Annotated in this window: 13 protein-coding genes; 5 read left to right on the forward strand and 8 right to left on the reverse strand. The window is 67.7% G+C overall.

The features are described from left to right. Positions 1-35: 35 nt before the first annotated feature. Positions 36-677 (reverse strand): DUF4126 domain-containing protein, encoded by a 642-nt coding sequence (locus ACPEH8_RS10970; protein WP_017354555.1) that lies wholly within the window; start codon positions 675-677, stop codon positions 36-38. Positions 678-861: 184 nt separating this feature from the next. Here ACPEH8_RS10970 and ACPEH8_RS10975 point away from each other — a divergent pair, with 184 nt between their 5' ends. From ACPEH8_RS10975 to ampE, 5 genes are all read left to right on the forward strand, one after another. Continuing rightward, positions 862-1,596, forward strand: coding sequence for a DUF6776 family protein (locus ACPEH8_RS10975; RefSeq protein ID WP_017354556.1), 735 nt, complete (start codon positions 862-864; stop codon positions 1,594-1,596). Positions 1,597-1,602: 6 nt separating this feature from the next. After that, a complete protein-coding gene (locus ACPEH8_RS10980; RefSeq protein ID WP_017354557.1) occupies positions 1,603-2,067 on the forward strand; it encodes a bactofilin family protein in 465 nt (154 codons plus the stop codon). A 46-nt stretch (positions 2,068-2,113) separates the two neighbouring features. After that, entirely contained in the window at positions 2,114-2,503 is a 390-nt protein-coding gene (gene erpA / locus ACPEH8_RS10985) for an iron-sulfur cluster insertion protein ErpA (RefSeq protein ID WP_017354558.1), read from the forward strand. Positions 2,504-2,562: 59 nt separating this feature from the next. After that, on the forward strand, positions 2,563-3,468 hold the full coding sequence (nudC, locus tag ACPEH8_RS10990; RefSeq protein ID WP_017354559.1) for an NAD(+) diphosphatase: 906 nt from the start codon (positions 2,563-2,565) through the stop codon (positions 3,466-3,468). Between the two features lie 119 nt (positions 3,469-3,587). After that, positions 3,588-4,481 (forward strand): regulatory signaling modulator protein AmpE, encoded by an 894-nt coding sequence (gene ampE, locus ACPEH8_RS10995; RefSeq protein WP_017354560.1) that lies wholly within the window; start codon positions 3,588-3,590, stop codon positions 4,479-4,481. Positions 4,482-4,514: 33 nt separating this feature from the next. Here the strand turns inward: ampE and ACPEH8_RS11000 are convergent, their stop codons facing one another. The 7 genes from ACPEH8_RS11000 to ACPEH8_RS11030 form a co-directional block, all read right to left on the reverse strand. Continuing rightward, positions 4,515-4,943 carry a DUF2752 domain-containing protein gene (locus ACPEH8_RS11000; RefSeq protein ID WP_026070527.1) on the reverse strand — a complete coding sequence of 143 codons (429 nt, stop codon included), beginning with the start codon at positions 4,941-4,943 and terminating at the stop codon, positions 4,515-4,517. Between the two features lie 79 nt (positions 4,944-5,022). Further along, positions 5,023-5,301, reverse strand: coding sequence for a CD225/dispanin family protein (locus tag ACPEH8_RS11005; protein ID WP_017354562.1), 279 nt, complete (start codon positions 5,299-5,301; stop codon positions 5,023-5,025). 43 nt (positions 5,302-5,344) lie between these two features. After that, positions 5,345-5,635, reverse strand: coding sequence for a CD225/dispanin family protein (locus ACPEH8_RS11010; RefSeq protein WP_026070528.1), 291 nt, complete (start codon positions 5,633-5,635; stop codon positions 5,345-5,347). Between the two features lie 224 nt (positions 5,636-5,859). Further along, positions 5,860-7,749, reverse strand: a complete 1,890-nt coding sequence (locus tag ACPEH8_RS11015; RefSeq protein ID WP_017354564.1) for an MFS transporter — start codon at positions 7,747-7,749, stop codon at positions 5,860-5,862. 86 nt (positions 7,750-7,835) lie between these two features. Further along, positions 7,836-10,013, reverse strand: coding sequence for a YccS family putative transporter (yccS, locus tag ACPEH8_RS11020; RefSeq protein WP_017354565.1), 2,178 nt, complete (start codon positions 10,011-10,013; stop codon positions 7,836-7,838). A 79-nt stretch (positions 10,014-10,092) separates the two neighbouring features. Beyond that, positions 10,093-12,162, reverse strand: coding sequence for a TonB-dependent siderophore receptor (locus tag ACPEH8_RS11025; protein WP_423666744.1), 2,070 nt, complete (start codon positions 12,160-12,162; stop codon positions 10,093-10,095). Positions 12,163-12,379: 217 nt separating this feature from the next. Further along, positions 12,380-15,502, reverse strand: coding sequence for an efflux RND transporter permease subunit (locus tag ACPEH8_RS11030; RefSeq protein WP_017354567.1), 3,123 nt, complete (start codon positions 15,500-15,502; stop codon positions 12,380-12,382). Positions 15,503-15,512: the final 10 nt, after the last annotated feature.

The raw sequence follows: 15,512 nt of genomic DNA on the forward strand, positions 1-15,512 counted from the left end.
CGAACCATCGCGTTGGTTGCGCGTCGCCCTGGCCGTCAGCCACCTGGCCCCGGGGGCAAAACGCCGGGATGTGCGCTGCTGCCCGTTTTGTCGGCGGGCTGACCGAGCAGCCAGCGCATGCCACGCCACAGGGCGCGCCACACCCACCACACGATCAGCGCCCCGATCAGACTGCAGGCGATCACCACGATCAGCGCCAGCCACGGATGCGCCAGGGCCAGTGCAAGGCCGCCCACCACCACGGTGTCTTCTGCCGCCGAGGCGATCCAGTTGCTGGCCGGCTCGGGCGAGGTGTTCAGCAGGGCGCGGGTGCCGGCCTTCAGGCCGTGGCTGGCCAGCGCGACCCCGGCACCGGCGGCCAGGGCGGTGCCGCTCAGCTCACCGTTGGGCGAGAGCGTCGCGGCGGCCAGGAAGGCGCCCGCCGGCACCCTGGCCAGGGTCTGGACCAGGTCCCAGGCCGAATCCACCCCGGGAATCTTGTCGGCGAAGAACTCGGCGATGGCCAGGGTCGCCGAGGTCCCCAGCACCCAGTACGACTCGGTGGCCTGCAGCGCGGGGGGCAGTTCCACCCACCCGAGCAGCCCGGCCAGGCCGACGCCGAACACGGTCAGGTACACCCGGATGCCGGCCAGCCAGGCCAGCAGGATGCCGATCACAAACAGATGGGCGTCGGTCACGGCACGTGCTCCCGCTGCGAAATGTGCACAGGGCCACACTATCGGGGATGACGACGATGAACGCCACCGCCCCCTGTCCCGCCGGGTGGGGGAATTGGCAGCGTCCTGACTTACACTAGCCCGTCGATCGTTCCAACAGGGGCCGTGGCGGTGTCGCCGGACAGGCGGCGCAGCGGAAACAGCCATGAACAACCGCACACCTTCCCGTATCCAGATCCGACTGCCGGGCCGTCCGCCCGTGCAGGACCGCAAGCGCCTGCTGGTGCTGGGCGGCATCTGGCTGCTCAGCCTGGTCCTGGCCGTGCTGGCCGGCCGCTGGCTGGGCGCGCCGCATGGCGATCCCGGTCGCCAGCTCGATGCCGCCGAGGCGCGAGCCGAGACGCTGCAGAAGCAGGTGGTGGAGCTGCAGCAGCGGCAGGCCACGCTGCAGGCGTCCGACCGCATCAGCCGCGCGGCCAACACCGAAGTACAGGCCTCGCTGGCCGAGCGCGACGAAGAGATTGCCGGCCTGCGCGCCGATGTGGCGTTCTACGAGCGCCTGGTGGGCGCCACCAGCCAGCGCAAGGGCCTGAACACCCACTCCATTGAATTCTCCCCGGAAGCCGGCGGCACCTGGCAGTACGCCGTGGTGCTGACCCAGAACCTCAACCGGGGCGCCATCAGCCAGGGCCAGATGCGGTTCTCGGTGGAAGGCGTGAAGGGCGGAAAGCTGACCACGGTCAGCTGGGACGAGCTGCACCAGCGCACCAAGGTGCCGGGCCAGGACTATTCCTTCCGGTACTTCCAGCAGCTCACCGGCAGTGTGATCCTGCCGAAGGACTTCACCCCGCAACGTGTGCGGGTCACGCTGGGCAGCGCGGGGGGCGTTACCCAGGTATTCGATTGGAAGCAGGCGGGGACGCCGGCGAAAGGGGAGTAAGCATTCATGTTCGGAAGCAACAAATCCAACCGCGATGGTCATCTGGTGGTGGACGCCCTGATCGGCGCCCAGGTGGTGATCCGCGGTGACGTCGAGTTCAGCGGTGGCCTGTATGTGGAAGGCACCATCCTGGGCAAGGTGATCGCCCAGGACGGCGCGGCCAACGCCACCCTGACCGTGGCCGAGCACGGCACGATCGAGGGCGAGATCCGCGCCCAGGTGGTGGTCATCAGCGGCCGCCTGGACGGCGATGTGCATGCCACCGAGCGGGTCGAGCTGACCCCGACCGCCCGGGTCACCGGCAACATCCACTATCAGGTGGTGGAAATGAACGCCGGCGCGCAGCTGACCGGCCGCCTGATCCACGCCAGCGCGCCGCAGATGGCCCTGCCGCCCCCGGCCGACGAGGCCCCGGCCGGCAACGGCAAGGACGGCAGCGCCCGCAGGAAGCTGGCCGAGGCGATGGCCTGAAGGGCCTGCGCTTGAAACCGTGCTCATGCACCCCCATGCTGGTGGCATGAGCACGCTTGTTTCCCTGCCCGGCGCCCCCGCCGCCGCGCCGAACTACCAGTCGCTGGACCGTCCGATGAACTTCACCGAAGCCGCCGCGGCCAAGGTCAAGGAACTCATCCAGGACGAGGACAACGCATCGTTGGCCCTGCGGGTGTACATCCAGGGCGGCGGCTGTTCCGGGTTCCAGTACGGGTTCGAGTTCGACGAGAACCGCGCCGACGACGATCTGGCCGTGCAGACCAACGGCGTTACGCTGCTGGTGGATCCGTTGAGCCTGCAGTATCTGATGGGCGCCGAGGTGGACTACACCGAAAGCCTCACCGGTGCGCAGTTCGTTATCCGCAATCCGAACGCGAAAACCACCTGCGGGTGCGGCAGCAGCTTCAGCATGTAATCCGCGCCCGGGTGCCGATGCCGCTTGCCAGTATCGGCGAATGTGGGCAGGCTCTTCGGATGTCCAGACTTCCTTCGCAGCTTTCCGGTTTCGCCTTTGTGAGCGAACCGTTGGAGCGCGCCGATCCGCTGCGCGATGACGCCGATGCGTTGTCGCGGCTGTGGCCGGACGCGCGCATTCTCGTGCTCGACCAGGACGGCACCGCGCTGGCCGGCGATGACGGCCAACCCCTCGCGCTGACCGGTGCGCAGGTCGGTGGTGGCCCCGGCACGGCGATCTTCCTCGGCCTGCGCGGGCAACAGGCCTGGTTCTCGATGGAAGCGGCGGCGGTGGATGTCACCGCGCCGCAGCGCGTGGACCTGCGCCAGTCGGCCGTGACCTGGTCGGCCGCCGATGCCAGCGCGTTCTGCTATGCCCGCGGCATGTCCTATTGGCAGTCGCGCACGCGCTTCTGCGGCGTGTGCGGCGGCGGCATCACCTTCTCGCGCAGCGGCTTCATCGGCCGTTGCGGCCAATGCAGCACTGAGCATTACCCGCGGGTGGACCCGGCGGTGATCGTGGCGGTGGAAAACCAGGGCCGCCTGCTGTTGGGCCGGCAGGCCAACTGGGCGCCGCGCCGCTATTCGGTGCTGGCCGGCTTCGTCGAGCCGGGCGAGTCGCTGGAGCAGACGGTGGTGCGCGAAGTGTTCGAGGAAAGCCGCGTGCGCGTGCGCGACTGCCGTTACCTGGGCACCCAGCCGTGGCCGTTCCCCGGCGCCTTGATGCTGGGCTTCAGCGCAACCGCCGAGGACGACGTACCGACCGTGGACGGCGAGCTGGAGGACGCGCGCTGGTTCACGGCCGAGGAAGTGGGGGCGGCCCTGGCGCGCGACGTGCACGACGATGGCGAGGGCATCCGCCTGTCGCCGCCGATTTCCATTTCGCGCAGTCTGATCGAGCACTGGTACCGGCAGCAGGTGGCCTGATCCCGCCGGGCGTTGCCGCTGGCTGAACACGTGCCGGCGTACATTACCAACGGCCCGGGGAATTCCCCGGGCGCAGGGCATAGTAGCGGCGCGTTCCAGAACCCGAGCCGGAGGCTTACATGTTCACCACCCTGGTAGCCGTGCTGGTTGCGTTGGCGCTGGGCCACGTCGCGCCTTCGGCGGCGGTTGCGCTGCGCCGGTTCGGCCTGTTCCGGCGCTGGCTGCAATGGCTGGATGCGCATGCCGCCGACGGCGGCGTCTGGCGTGGCCGCTACGGCGCCATCGTCGCGCTGCTGCCGTTCGTGCTGGCGTTGGGGCTGCTGCAGTGGCTGCTGCACGACCGCCTGTTCGGCCTGCCCTCGCTGCTGTTGGGGGTGCTGGTCCTGGTGGTGTGCTGGGGCCCGCGTGACCTGGACCGGGACGTGGAAGCGGTGATCGACGCAGACGATGCGCACACCCGCCATGCGGCGATCGCGCAGTTGCAGGCCGCCGGAGGCAGCCTGCAGGAGGATGTGTCTTCGCTGGTCGAAGCGACCGTGGTGAACGCGCTGCGGCGCTGGTTCGCGGTGCTGTTCTGGTTCCTGCTGCTGGGGCCGGTCGGGCCACTGCTGTATCGCCTGCTGGCCCTGATCGCGGTGGGGCCGATGCGGTCGCTGGCCAGTGCCGAGAGCGTGGCCGGCGCGCGCGTGGCGCTGTCGTGGCTGGAATGGCCGGTGGCGCAGCTGATGTCGCTGTCGATGGCGCTGGTCGGCAACTTCGATACCGCCTTCAAGGCCTGGCGCAGCGCGCACGGCCATCAATGGACGCTGTCCACCGTGTTCCTCGGAGCGGTGGCGCGCGCCAGCGTCAGTGCCGAGCTGCGCGAGGATGCGCATGACTACAGCGATGCGGGCATGGTGCCGGTGTGGCGCCGCCTGCCGGAGCTGCGCGATGCGATGAGCCTGGTGTGGCGGATGCTGCTGCTGTGGATGGTGGTGCTGGCGCTGCTGGTGATGGCCGGCTGGGTGACATGAGCCGTACCCACCGTAGCGCCGGGCTCTGCCCGGCTAGCTGATCGGCGCAAGCGCGGTGAACGGTGCCCACGGCAGGTTGCGCAGCACGGCATAGCCGATCAGCAGCACCAGCCAGAACATCGGGCTGGCGAGGACGCGCATCAGCGGGTCCAGCGCACGCATGCGCACACCGGCACCGTTGAGCAGCATCAGCAGCAGGAACGGCAGCGAAATCACCAGCAGGGGATTCATTGCCATCGCGCCCTGCCAATCCAGGTGCACCAGCGAATAGAGGCAGCGGGTACTGCCGCAGCCCGGGCAGTACAGGCCGGTCAACGCGTACAGCGGGCAACCGGGCAGCGGGCTGTTGCTCGCGTACGGGCTGACGTGGCGCAGCACGACGGCCGCACCGGTGGCCAGGCTGGCGGAGATCGCCAGCGGCGCCCAGCGGGTCAGGCGGGACCGGGAAAGGGATGGGGACATCGGAAACGGCATCCTGCAAAGACGAACGGCCCGGTCCGGGCACCCTGCGGTGCACGGAACCGGGCCGTTGCGACCACGATCAGTAGCTCGAGCCGCTCAGCGCGCCCAGGCCGCCCATCGCCATGATGAAGCCGAAGTACAGCACCATGCCGACGACGGCGATGATGGCCGACCACATGGCCCACTTCTTGGCCTTGTCCGACGATTCACGGGCACCGGCGATGTCGCCAGCGGCCAGTTTGCCGTTGACCTGGGCGGCATACACGATCGACACAATGCCGGCCGGCAGGCAGCAGAACAGCGTGGTCAGGATGGCCCAGACGAGGTTGTTGGGTACTTGGGGTGAGGTGGCATTCATGGGTGAAACTCCATTTTTCTTGGGTGGGTTGAGCGAGGGTGGATCACAGGTCGGAAAGAGCGCCCAGCGCGGCCATGCCGCCGAACAGCCCGAACCACAACAACAGCAGTACCGGCGCGACAAGTGCGGACGCCAATGCCCACCACCCCGCCTTGCGGGATGCGTCGTAGGCGCCTTCCAGATCGCCGACCGCACGACGGCCGTCCACCTGTGAGGCGTACACGATCGACACCACACCCAACGGCAGGCAGCAGAACAGCGTCGTCAGGATCGCCCAGACCAGATAGTTGGGGACCACGACGGCCGGTGGGGTCAGTGGTGGCGGGTGGTTCAAGTGCTACTCCATTCCTTTGGTAGTCCGGCAACATCACCAAATGCCGTCCGGACACCCCCTATAGGGGGGTAATCTACCCGATGTTGCGACGCGATGTATGCGTTTACAGCGACGCCGATGCGCGGCACGTCGACCGGGGCCGTGCCGCAGACGGCACGCTCGCGGATTTTGCCGGCATTTGCGTCGCGATCCGGGCGCGTTGCGCACGTCCCGGCGGCCGGTCGTCAGCCCTGGTTGGCGCGCAGGACACGCACCTGCGCTTCCAGCTGTTCGGCGCTGGCGCTGGCGCCGTCTACCGGGGGGCCGGCAACGACCTCGACATGGGCGCGGAACCGGCGCGGCACCCGCATCCGGCCCAGCCGCGTGTCGCGACGGCTCCACATGCTGGCCCACATGCCCCGCAACGCCATCGGCACCACCGGCACCGGGCGCCGTTCGAGGATCTTCTCGACGCCGGATTTGAACGCGGCCATCTCCCCGTCCCGGGTCAGCGCCCCTTCGGGGAAGATGCAGACCAGCTCGCCCCCGGCCAGCGCGTTGTCCACCTCGTCGAAGGCCGCCTGCATCAGCGCGGGATCTTCGCGGGCGCCGGCAATCGGAATCGCTTTGGCGGTCCGGAAGATCCAGCGCATGACCGGAATGTTGAAGATCCTGTAGTACATGACGAAACGCACCGGACGCGGAATCGTCGCCGAGAGGATCAGCGCGTCCATGTAGCTGACGTGGTTGCACACGATCAGTGCCGCGCCGTCGTCGGGGACGTTGGCCTCGATGCCGTGCAGGCGCAGCCGGTACAGGGTGCGCACCATGACCCAGCTGAGGAAGCGCATCAGGAATTCGGGGACGATGGTGAAGATGTAGATCGCCACCACGGCATTGGCGATTGCCAGGGCCAGGAACAGTTGCGGAATGGTCCAGTGCAGGAACTTCTGCGTGACCAGCGCGATCATCGCCGCCGCCACGATGAACCCGGAGTTCTGGATGTTCAGCGCCGCGAACACGCGCGACATCTCCGACTTCGGCGTGCGGCTCTGGATCAGGGCGAATAGCGGCACCACAAAGAAACCGGTGAACAGGCCGATGCCGATCAGGTCGATGATGATGCGCACACTGCCCGGTTGCGCGGCGAACTCGGCCACCCCGAGGCCCGCCGCCGTGGCGGTGCCGGCACGGGCGAAGTACAGGTCGAGCATGAAAGCGGTCATGCCGAACGCGCCGAGCGGCACCAGGCCGATCTCCACTGTGCGGCCGGACAGCTTCTCGCACAGCAGCGAGCCTGCGCCGGTGCCCACCGAGAACAGTGCCAGCGCGAAGATGTACAGGGTCGGCTCGCCGCCCAGGTTGACCACCGCGTAGGTGGGCAGTTGCGAAGTGAGCATGGTGCCCACGAACCAGAACCACGACACCCCGAGAATGGCGTTGCGCACGGCCTTCTGCTTCCTGGCCAGACGCAGCACGGCCAGTGATTCGGGCAGTGGGTTCCAGTTGATCCTGAGGTCGGGAGCGCCGGCATCGACCTTGGGGATCATCCGTGCGGTGACGTTTCCTGCCACCGCCAGCGCGATCACCGCGGTGGCCGCCACTACCGGCCCGTAGCTGCCGGCCAGGGTGAAGATGATGCCGCCGCTGATCATGCCGGTCAGGATCGACATCGAGGTGCCCATCTCGACCAGCCCGTTGCCACCGGTGAGCTCCTCGGGCCTGAGCACGGACGGCAGCACCGAGTACTTCACCGGCCCGAACAGCGTGGACTGCAGGCCGGTGCAGAACAGCGCCACCAGCAGCACCGGCATGCTCTGGGTCAGGAACCCGACCGCCGCCAGCGACATGATCGCGATCTCCATCGTGGTGGTGATCACGATCAGGCGCGACTTCTCCAGCTTTTCCGCGATCTGGCCGGCCAGCGCCGAGAACAGGAAGTAGGGCAGGATGAAGATGGCCGGCGCCAGCGTGGTGTACAGCGACTGTTCGGCCTGGCTGACGCCGAGGTAGAACAACAGGCCGATGATGGCCTGCCGGTACACGTTGTCGTTGAATGCGCCCAGCGACTGGACGATGAAGAACGGCAGGAAACGACGCTGCCGGAGCAGGGCGAACTGGCTATGGCCGGACATGGGGACTCCTTGCGAACCGGCAGACTACCATTCCACGGCGCAGCCATGACATCGGCACGGCGCCGGTCCATGTGCCGCCGCCGCGCTCAGCGCAGCGTGCGTTCGGCCTCGTTGGCGGCGCCACGCAGCTTGGGGAGCAGGCGCAGCATCAATCCCATCTGGGTGCGGATGAGCTGCAGCTTGGGCGGCATCTCCTCGCCGATCTGCTCCAGCTGTTCGGCCAGGGCGCGGTCGCCGTCGTTGTCGTTCTCGGCCACCGGCTGGCGCTGCTCGAGCGCGGCAGCGATCTGCTGCATGGCCTGCTCCACGCGCTCGCCGCCGGCCAGGGCCAGCGGGTCCTGCCCGTAGCTGTCCAACTGCGCGCGGTGCGCGCCCAGCGCCGAGAGATGGCCGAGCAGGGTGTTGGACAGCGCCAGGAAGCGGAAACCCGCATCCAGGTTGCGGCGGACGTGGCCGGGCTCGCGCAGCATGTTCGACAGCGCGGTGGACAGGGCGGCATCGGCGTTGTGCATGTCACGCCGTGCGATCCGGTACGCCAGGTCGTCCTGCATGCCACTGCCGTACTGGCCGAGCACGGCATGCAGGTAGCGTGCGCAGTTGGACAGCACCCGCGCCATCACTTCGTTGAGGCGCCGGCCCTGCCAGTCGGGCAGGATCAGGAACGCGGCCGCCGCGGCAATGCCGCAGCCGATCAGGGTATCCACCAGGCGCGGCCAGATCAGCAGGAAGCCGTCGCCAATCAGGTTGAAGCAGGTCAGGGCCATGACGGTGATCGCCGCCGAGGCCACCAGGTAGCGATCGCTGCGGGTAAAGAAGAACAGCAGCGCCGACAGCAGGGCGATCAGCAGTTCGATGCGCAGGTCCTGGAAAAGCTGCATCAGCGCCCAGGTCAGCACCAGCCCGATCAGTGTGCCGGCGATACGCTGGGCCAGCCGCTGGCGGGTCGCGCCGAAATGCGGGCGGCACACGAACACGATGGTGAGCAGCACCCACGAGCCGTTCTGCGCGTTGAACAGGCGGATGGCGGCAAAGCCCACCACCAGCGCCAGGGCCATGCGCAGGCCGTGACGGAACAGCACCGACCCCGGCGTGAGCTGCTGGCGGATGCGCACGAGCATTTCGCGCAACGTATGCGGGTTGGTGTCGCGCAGGCGGGTGTCGACGTTGTCCAGCGTGGATTCGGACTGCGCTGCTTCCGACAGCCGGCGCTCGATGCTCTGCAGGTTGTGGCCAAGCAGGTCCAGCGAGGACAGCAGGCGCTGCCACTGAGGGTTGTGCTGCGCCCGCAGCCAGGCAAGCGAATCGGTGAGGTCGGCATTGGCCTGGCGGGTCCGCTCGCCATACTCGAACGGGCGGCGCATGCGGATGGCCTGGCCAAGCTGGGCGCAGGCTTCGCCCTGCAGCGCCAGCAGGCGCTGGCAGCGGTACAGGACATCGCTGTGGAAGAAGGCGTCGGTGAGCGCGCCATAGGGGTAGTGGGAGGAGCTGGCGCGCTCGTGGAAATCCTGCGCCATGTAGTACAGGCGCAGGTACAGTCCCGACTGCACGCCGGGCCGGCCGGAGCGGCCAAACCGCGCAAGGATGGCGACCTTGGCGATGTTCAGCGCTTCGACCACGCGCCGGTTCTGTTCGGCCAAGGCAAGCTGGCGCTGCTGCAGGTCGGCATCGCGCACGGGTTCGAACAGGTCGGCCTTGAGCTGCAGGTAGCGGCCGAGTTCGACGAACAGGCGGGCCAGGCGTTCGCGCACCGGACGGTTGGCGAACAGGGCGGTCCACAGGATGGACAGCAGGCCATACCAGAGGGCACCGGCGAGCAGGTGGCTGACGGCGGCGATGGCCTGGGCACGGTCGCTGGCGCCATGCTGTTCCAGGCCGATCATGGTGTAGATGGCCAGGGTGACGGTGGCCTGCGCGATGGAGGCGTAGCGCTCCCCCAGTGCGCCGAGCAGGGTCAGCCCGAAGGTGGAGATGGCCAGGGCAGTGATGAACAGCCACGGCCACGGGAACAGTTCCACCACCGCAGCGGCGGCGATGACGAAGCAGAGCAGCGAGAGCGCGACCGATTTGGTGCGGCCCCACCAGTTGTCGTCGGTTTCGGCAATGGCGCTGGCGATGATGCCCAGGAACACGCCGGGCAGCGCGGGCAGCTGGTCCAGAGACCAGCACAGCCCCATCGCCGCCGACAGCGCGATGAATACCCGCAGCCCATAGCTGGCTTTCTCATGGGCCCAGAGGCGGCTGAGGCGGGATTCTCGGACGGACATGCGGACTCGTGGCGCGGGGGCGCCTCATTATTGCGTCATTGCAGTGAATGCTGCATCCCGGCGCCGTCACGCCCTTCGATTACAGATCGAACCGCACGCTGACGGCGACGCTGCGCGGCAACCCGACACCGGCGTTGGACCAGTACGTCCTGTTGGTCAGGTTTTCCACGCCCGCGCGCCAGGTGACCGGATGTCCGTTGGCCTGCATGCGGTAGCCGATACCGGCATTGAACAGGGTGTAGTCGGGCAGCTTCAAGGTGTTCTCGACGTTGTAGTAGACATCGCCGTAGTAGCGGGCCAGTGCGTACAGGCTCAGGCCATCGATCCGCGGCACGCTGTAGTCGGCGTGCACGACGCCGTTCCAGCGTGCCGCACCACTGGCACGGTTGCCTTGGTTGGCGGCATTGTCGGGCGAGAGCCTGTCGTAGATCGGGTCGAGCCACGTGACGCCGCCGCCGACGGTGAGGGCATCGCTCAGGCGCACGGTGCCGCTCACTTCCACCCCTTCGTACAGGGTGACACCGTCCTGCACCAGCTGCTTGCCGGCGCCGGTGAGCCGGTCGATGGTGGCGCCGCGCTCAAGGCGGAAGGCCGCTGCGTTTGCGTTCCAGCGCGGGGTCTCGATCTTGGCGCCGAACTCGAACTGCCTGCTGAGGGTGGGGTCGAGCACCTCGCCGGCGTTGATGTAGTCCGAACCGACCCGGCTGCCTGCTTCCAGCGATTCCACGTAACTGGCGTACAGGGTGACGGCGTCGGCCGGCTTGTACATCACCGCGTAGGTCGGGGTGACCGGGTAGGTGTGGTAGGCGCCCTTGTTGTGGAAGTCGTTGTAGCGCGCACCGGCCAGCACCGACCAGCCGCGGCCGAGTGCCACGGTGTCGCTGACGAACACGGCCTGCTGCACGGTTTCGCTGCCGCGGGTCAGCACGCGCGAGCCGACCGGGTCATGGCGCAGGGTGGGGCGCTGGTAGAGGTTGCCGCGGCCAATGGTGTTCCATTCGTACGGGCGATCCCAGCCCAGGCTGGTCTGGTGCGACATACCGGCCACCAGCTGGTGCGACAGCGGTCCCGTGCGGAAGCGGCCCTGCACGATCGCCTGGGCCTGTTTCCACTCGCTCCTGCCGCCAAGCTCGTAGGTGTTGACGTTGTAGTCACCGTTCACGTCGTCGATGTAGGCGAAGACCTTGTTGACGTCGTTCCAGGAGGTGGTCACGCCGTAATTCAGGCTGGCCTTCCAGTCGCTGTTGATCTGCCAGTCCAGGCCGGTCGACAGCAGGCTGGAGCGGGTGTCGTAGTAGGTCCCGTCGATGCTGTTGTCGACGTCGCCGGCGATCGGGCGCGGCAGGGTGGTCAAGCCGATGAAGTAGTACTGCGGCGATTCGTTGCCGAGGTCGCGCTGCTGGAACACGCCGTCGAAGGTCCAGGTGAGCCGGTCGCTCAGGCGGGCATCCAGCGACACTGCACTGACCTTGCGGTCCACCTCGCCACCGTTGAAGGTTTCGCCCTTCTCCTGGTAGGCATTGAAGCGATAGCCGAACATGTCGTCGTTGCCACCGCGGCCGCCGATATCGATCTGCCCGCTGACGATGCCCTGCTCACGCCACCCCAACTGGGCGGCGAAGGTCGGGGTATCGGTGGGCTTTTTGGTCACATAGTTGACGATGCCGCCTGGCTGGCCGAAGCCGTACATGAAACCGCCCGGACCCTTGAGCAGTTCGACCTGGTCCATCACTTCCAGCGGCCACTCCGTGCCCCACGACGAGACCTGCAGGCCGTTGACCCGGTAGCTGTCGTAGCTGAGGTCGATGCCACGGTTGCGGACCGGCGAGCTCCAGCCGCTGGCATAGGCGCTGACCTGGGTGACCACGGACGGATCGGTCAGGAAAGCTTCGCCGAGCGCGACCACCTGACGCTTTTCGAGGTCGTCGCGGCCCACAACCGAGATCGCAAAGGGGGTATCGCGCACGGGGCGGTCGCCCAGTGCGCCGGTGGCGGTGTGGGTGCGCTCGGCGGTGACCCTGATCGCGTCCAGGTCGGTGGCCGAGCGTACGCGCGGAGCGCTGTCGGGAGTGGATTGCGCGTGGGCGGCGCAGGCAGCGGACAGGGCCACGGCCAGGGCGGCCAGACGGGGCAGGGGAGCGGACAGCATCGTTTTTTCCTTGGCGGACAGCACAGGACCGTCCGCGATCATGGGATGGCGGGAGAGGGGTCGATGGCTGGATCGCGCAGGCTGGCCGCAGAGGGGCAGCGGGTGCATCGCCGAGGGATGCAGGACCGTGGCTGGAGGCGAATTGTTGTTGTTTGGCTACCCCGGCGTCAAACCACCAGGGTTCATGCAGCGCTGCCGGCCCGAGGCCGGCAGCGGGTCAGGCGGGTCTGGCCCGCTTGAGCAGCTTCTTCTCGCGGCGGCGTTCGCGGCGCGCGACCCAGCGCTCGCGCAGGCACGAGAAGATCACGTACAGCGCCGGCGTGCTGAGCAGGGTCAGGCTCTGCGAGAACAACAGGCCGCCGATCATGGCGATGCCCAGCGGGCGTCGCAGTTCGGAACCTTCGCCCAGCCCGATCGCCAGCGGTACGGCGGCCAGGATGGCCACCATCGTGGTCATCATGATCGGCCGGAAGCGCACGATGCTGGCCTCGCGCACCGCATCGCGCGGGCTCATCCCGCGTTCGCGCTGGGCCACCACGGCGAAGTCGATCATCATGATCGCGTTTTTCTTGACGATGCCGATCAACAGCACCAGCGCGATCATCGAGATCACCGACAGCTCGGTGTTGGTCACAAACAGCGCCAGCAGCGCACCCACGCCCGCCGCCGGCAGGGTGGACAGGATCGTCACCGGGTGCACCAGGCTTTCGTACAGCATGCCCAGCACCAGATACACGGTGATGATCGCGGCCAGCACGAGGATCAGCATCGAGTTGGGGTTGAGCTGCACGTTGAAGCCGCCCCCGTCGCTGATGCGGATGTCGCCGGGCAGGCGCAGCCCGTCCACGGTGGCCTTGACGATCGCCTCGCCCTCGCCGGTGCTGACGCCCGGTGCGAGGTTGTAGCTCAGGTCCATCGTGGTGTACTGGTTCTGGTGGGTGATCTGCGGCGGTGCCAGCCCCGGGACCTGGTGCGCCACTGCGGTCAGCGGAATCATCTCGCCATTGCCGGCGCGCACGTGGATTTCGTCCAGAGCCCGCGGGGTGGCCGTCTGCTCGGGCAGCGCGTTGACCACCACGCTGTACTGGTTGATGTCCGAGTAGATGGTCGAGATCTGGCGCTGGCCGAACGCGCCGTACAACGCGCCATCGATCGCGCCCACCGACACGCCCAGGCGCGCGGCCTTGGCGCGGTCGATCTGGATGTTCTGGCGCAGGCCAGCCGTATCCACATCGGTTCCAACGTCGCGCAGCTTGGGGTTCTTCTTCAGCGCGGCCTGCACCTTGGGCAGCCATTCCTGCAGCTGGGCCAGGTCGTTGCCCTGCAGGGACACGCGGTACTGCGCGCCCTGGCTGTTGCCGCCGCCGCCGTCGCTGGGCAGGTCCTGGATGGCGCGCAGGCGCAGCTGCAGGTCCGGATAGCGGTCGGCCTTGGCGCTCAACCGCGCCAGTGCCACGGCCGTGGTTTCCTTGCGGCCTTCCTTGCGCGTTTTCAGTTCGATGTTGAACTGCGCGCTGGAGCCCTGGCGGCCGCTGCCCAGGCGCACGCCGACGGTCTTCACTGCCGGATCGGCCATCAGCATGTCGGTGATGCGGCGCTGGCGGTTGACCATGTCCTCGAAGGAAACCGTGGCGCTGGAGTTGGCGCGGCCCCAGATCAGGCCGGTGTCCTGCGCCGGGAACGAGCCCTTCTTGACCGCGCCGCCAAGCATGACGGTGGCCACGATCAGCAGGATCGGGGTCAGCGCCAGCAGCAGCGCGTGCCGCAGCGAGAAGTCCAGGCAGACGGTGTAGAGGCGCAGCATGCGGTCGTGCATGCCATCCAGGAAGCGGCCGACCCGCGACGGCGTCTCCGGCGCGGCGTGCGCGCTCAGGAAGCGGCTGCACAGCGCGGGGGTGAGGGTCAGCGAGACGATCATCGAGACCACGATCGCCGCCACCAGGGTGATGGTGAATTCGCGGAAGAACGCCCCGACCATGCCGCTGGCGAACAGCAGCGGGATGAACACCGCGACCAGCGAGGCGGTGATGGAGACGATGGTGAAGCCGATCTCGTGCGCGCCGGTCAACGCCGCCTGCATGCGGGGCATGCCCTCGTCGAGATGGCGCATGACGTTCTCGATCACCACGATCGCATCGTCGACCACAAAGCCGATCGCGATCACCAGCGCCAGCAGGCTGAGGTTGTTCAGGGTGAAGCCGAACACGTACATCACCAGCGCCGCACCGGCCAGCGACAGCGGCACGGTCACCGCGGCGATCAGGGTCGGTGCCAGCCGGCGCAGGAACAGCGCCATCGTCAGGATCACCATCGCCAGGCTGATCAGCAGGGTGATCTGCACTTCATGCAGCGACGACCGGATGGTCGGCGTCCGGTCGAAGTACGGGGTCATCGTGGTGCCCGGCTGCAGGTAGTCGCGCAGCATCGGGATCTGCGCCTTGACCCGGTCCACCGTCTCCACGATGTTGGCGCCGGCACGGGTGAACACGTACATCACCACCGCCGGTTTGTGGTCGAACCAGGCGGCCTGGTAGGCATCCTGCTGGCCATCGTAGACGTTGGCCACGTCCTTGAGCCGGATCACGCGGCCATCGTCCTGGGTCTTGATGACCAGGTTGGCAAAGTCGGCGGCACGCGCCACCGAGTCGTTGGCGATGATCGCGGTGGTGGTGTTGCCGTCGGTGAGGAAGCCGGTCGGGGAGGTCACATTGGCCGCGCGCACGGCGTTGCGCAGGTCGTCCGGGGTCAGGTTGAGTGCGTTGAGCAGGCGCAGGTTGACGTCCACGCGCACCGCCGGGGTGGAGGCACCGGCGATGTCGACCGAGGACACCCCGCCGATCTGACGCAGCCGCTGGGCCAGCAGCGTATCGGCCACGTTATACAGCTCGTCGGCCGACTGGGTCTGCGAGGTCAGCGCGATGGCGATCACCGGATCGTCGTTCGGGTTGGCCTTCTGGAACATCGGCGAACCCAACCCGGAGGGCAGGTCGGACTGGGCCGAGTTGATGGCGGTCTGCACGTCCAGTGCCGCCGAGTCGATGTCCACGCCACTCTGGAAGATCATGAAGACCAGCGAGCTGCCTTCCGAACTCGATGAGCGCATCTGGTCCACGCCCGGCAGCTGGCCGAGGTGCCGCTCCAGCGGCGCGGTGACCGTCGAGGCCATCGTGGTCGCGTCCGCGCCGGACTGGCTGGCGTGGACGAAGATCACCGGAATCTGGATGTTCGGCAGCGCCGACACGCCCAGCTTCAGGTAGCAGAACAACCCGACCACGAACAGGCCGATGGCCAGCAGCGCGGTGCCGATCGGGCGACGGATGAACGGCCCGGAGATGTTCATGCGCGCCCCT

The sequence above is a fragment of the Stenotrophomonas sp. NPDC077461 genome (assembly GCF_049545475.1).
GTDB classification, from domain to species: Bacteria; Pseudomonadota; Gammaproteobacteria; order Xanthomonadales; family Xanthomonadaceae; genus Stenotrophomonas; species Stenotrophomonas nematodicola.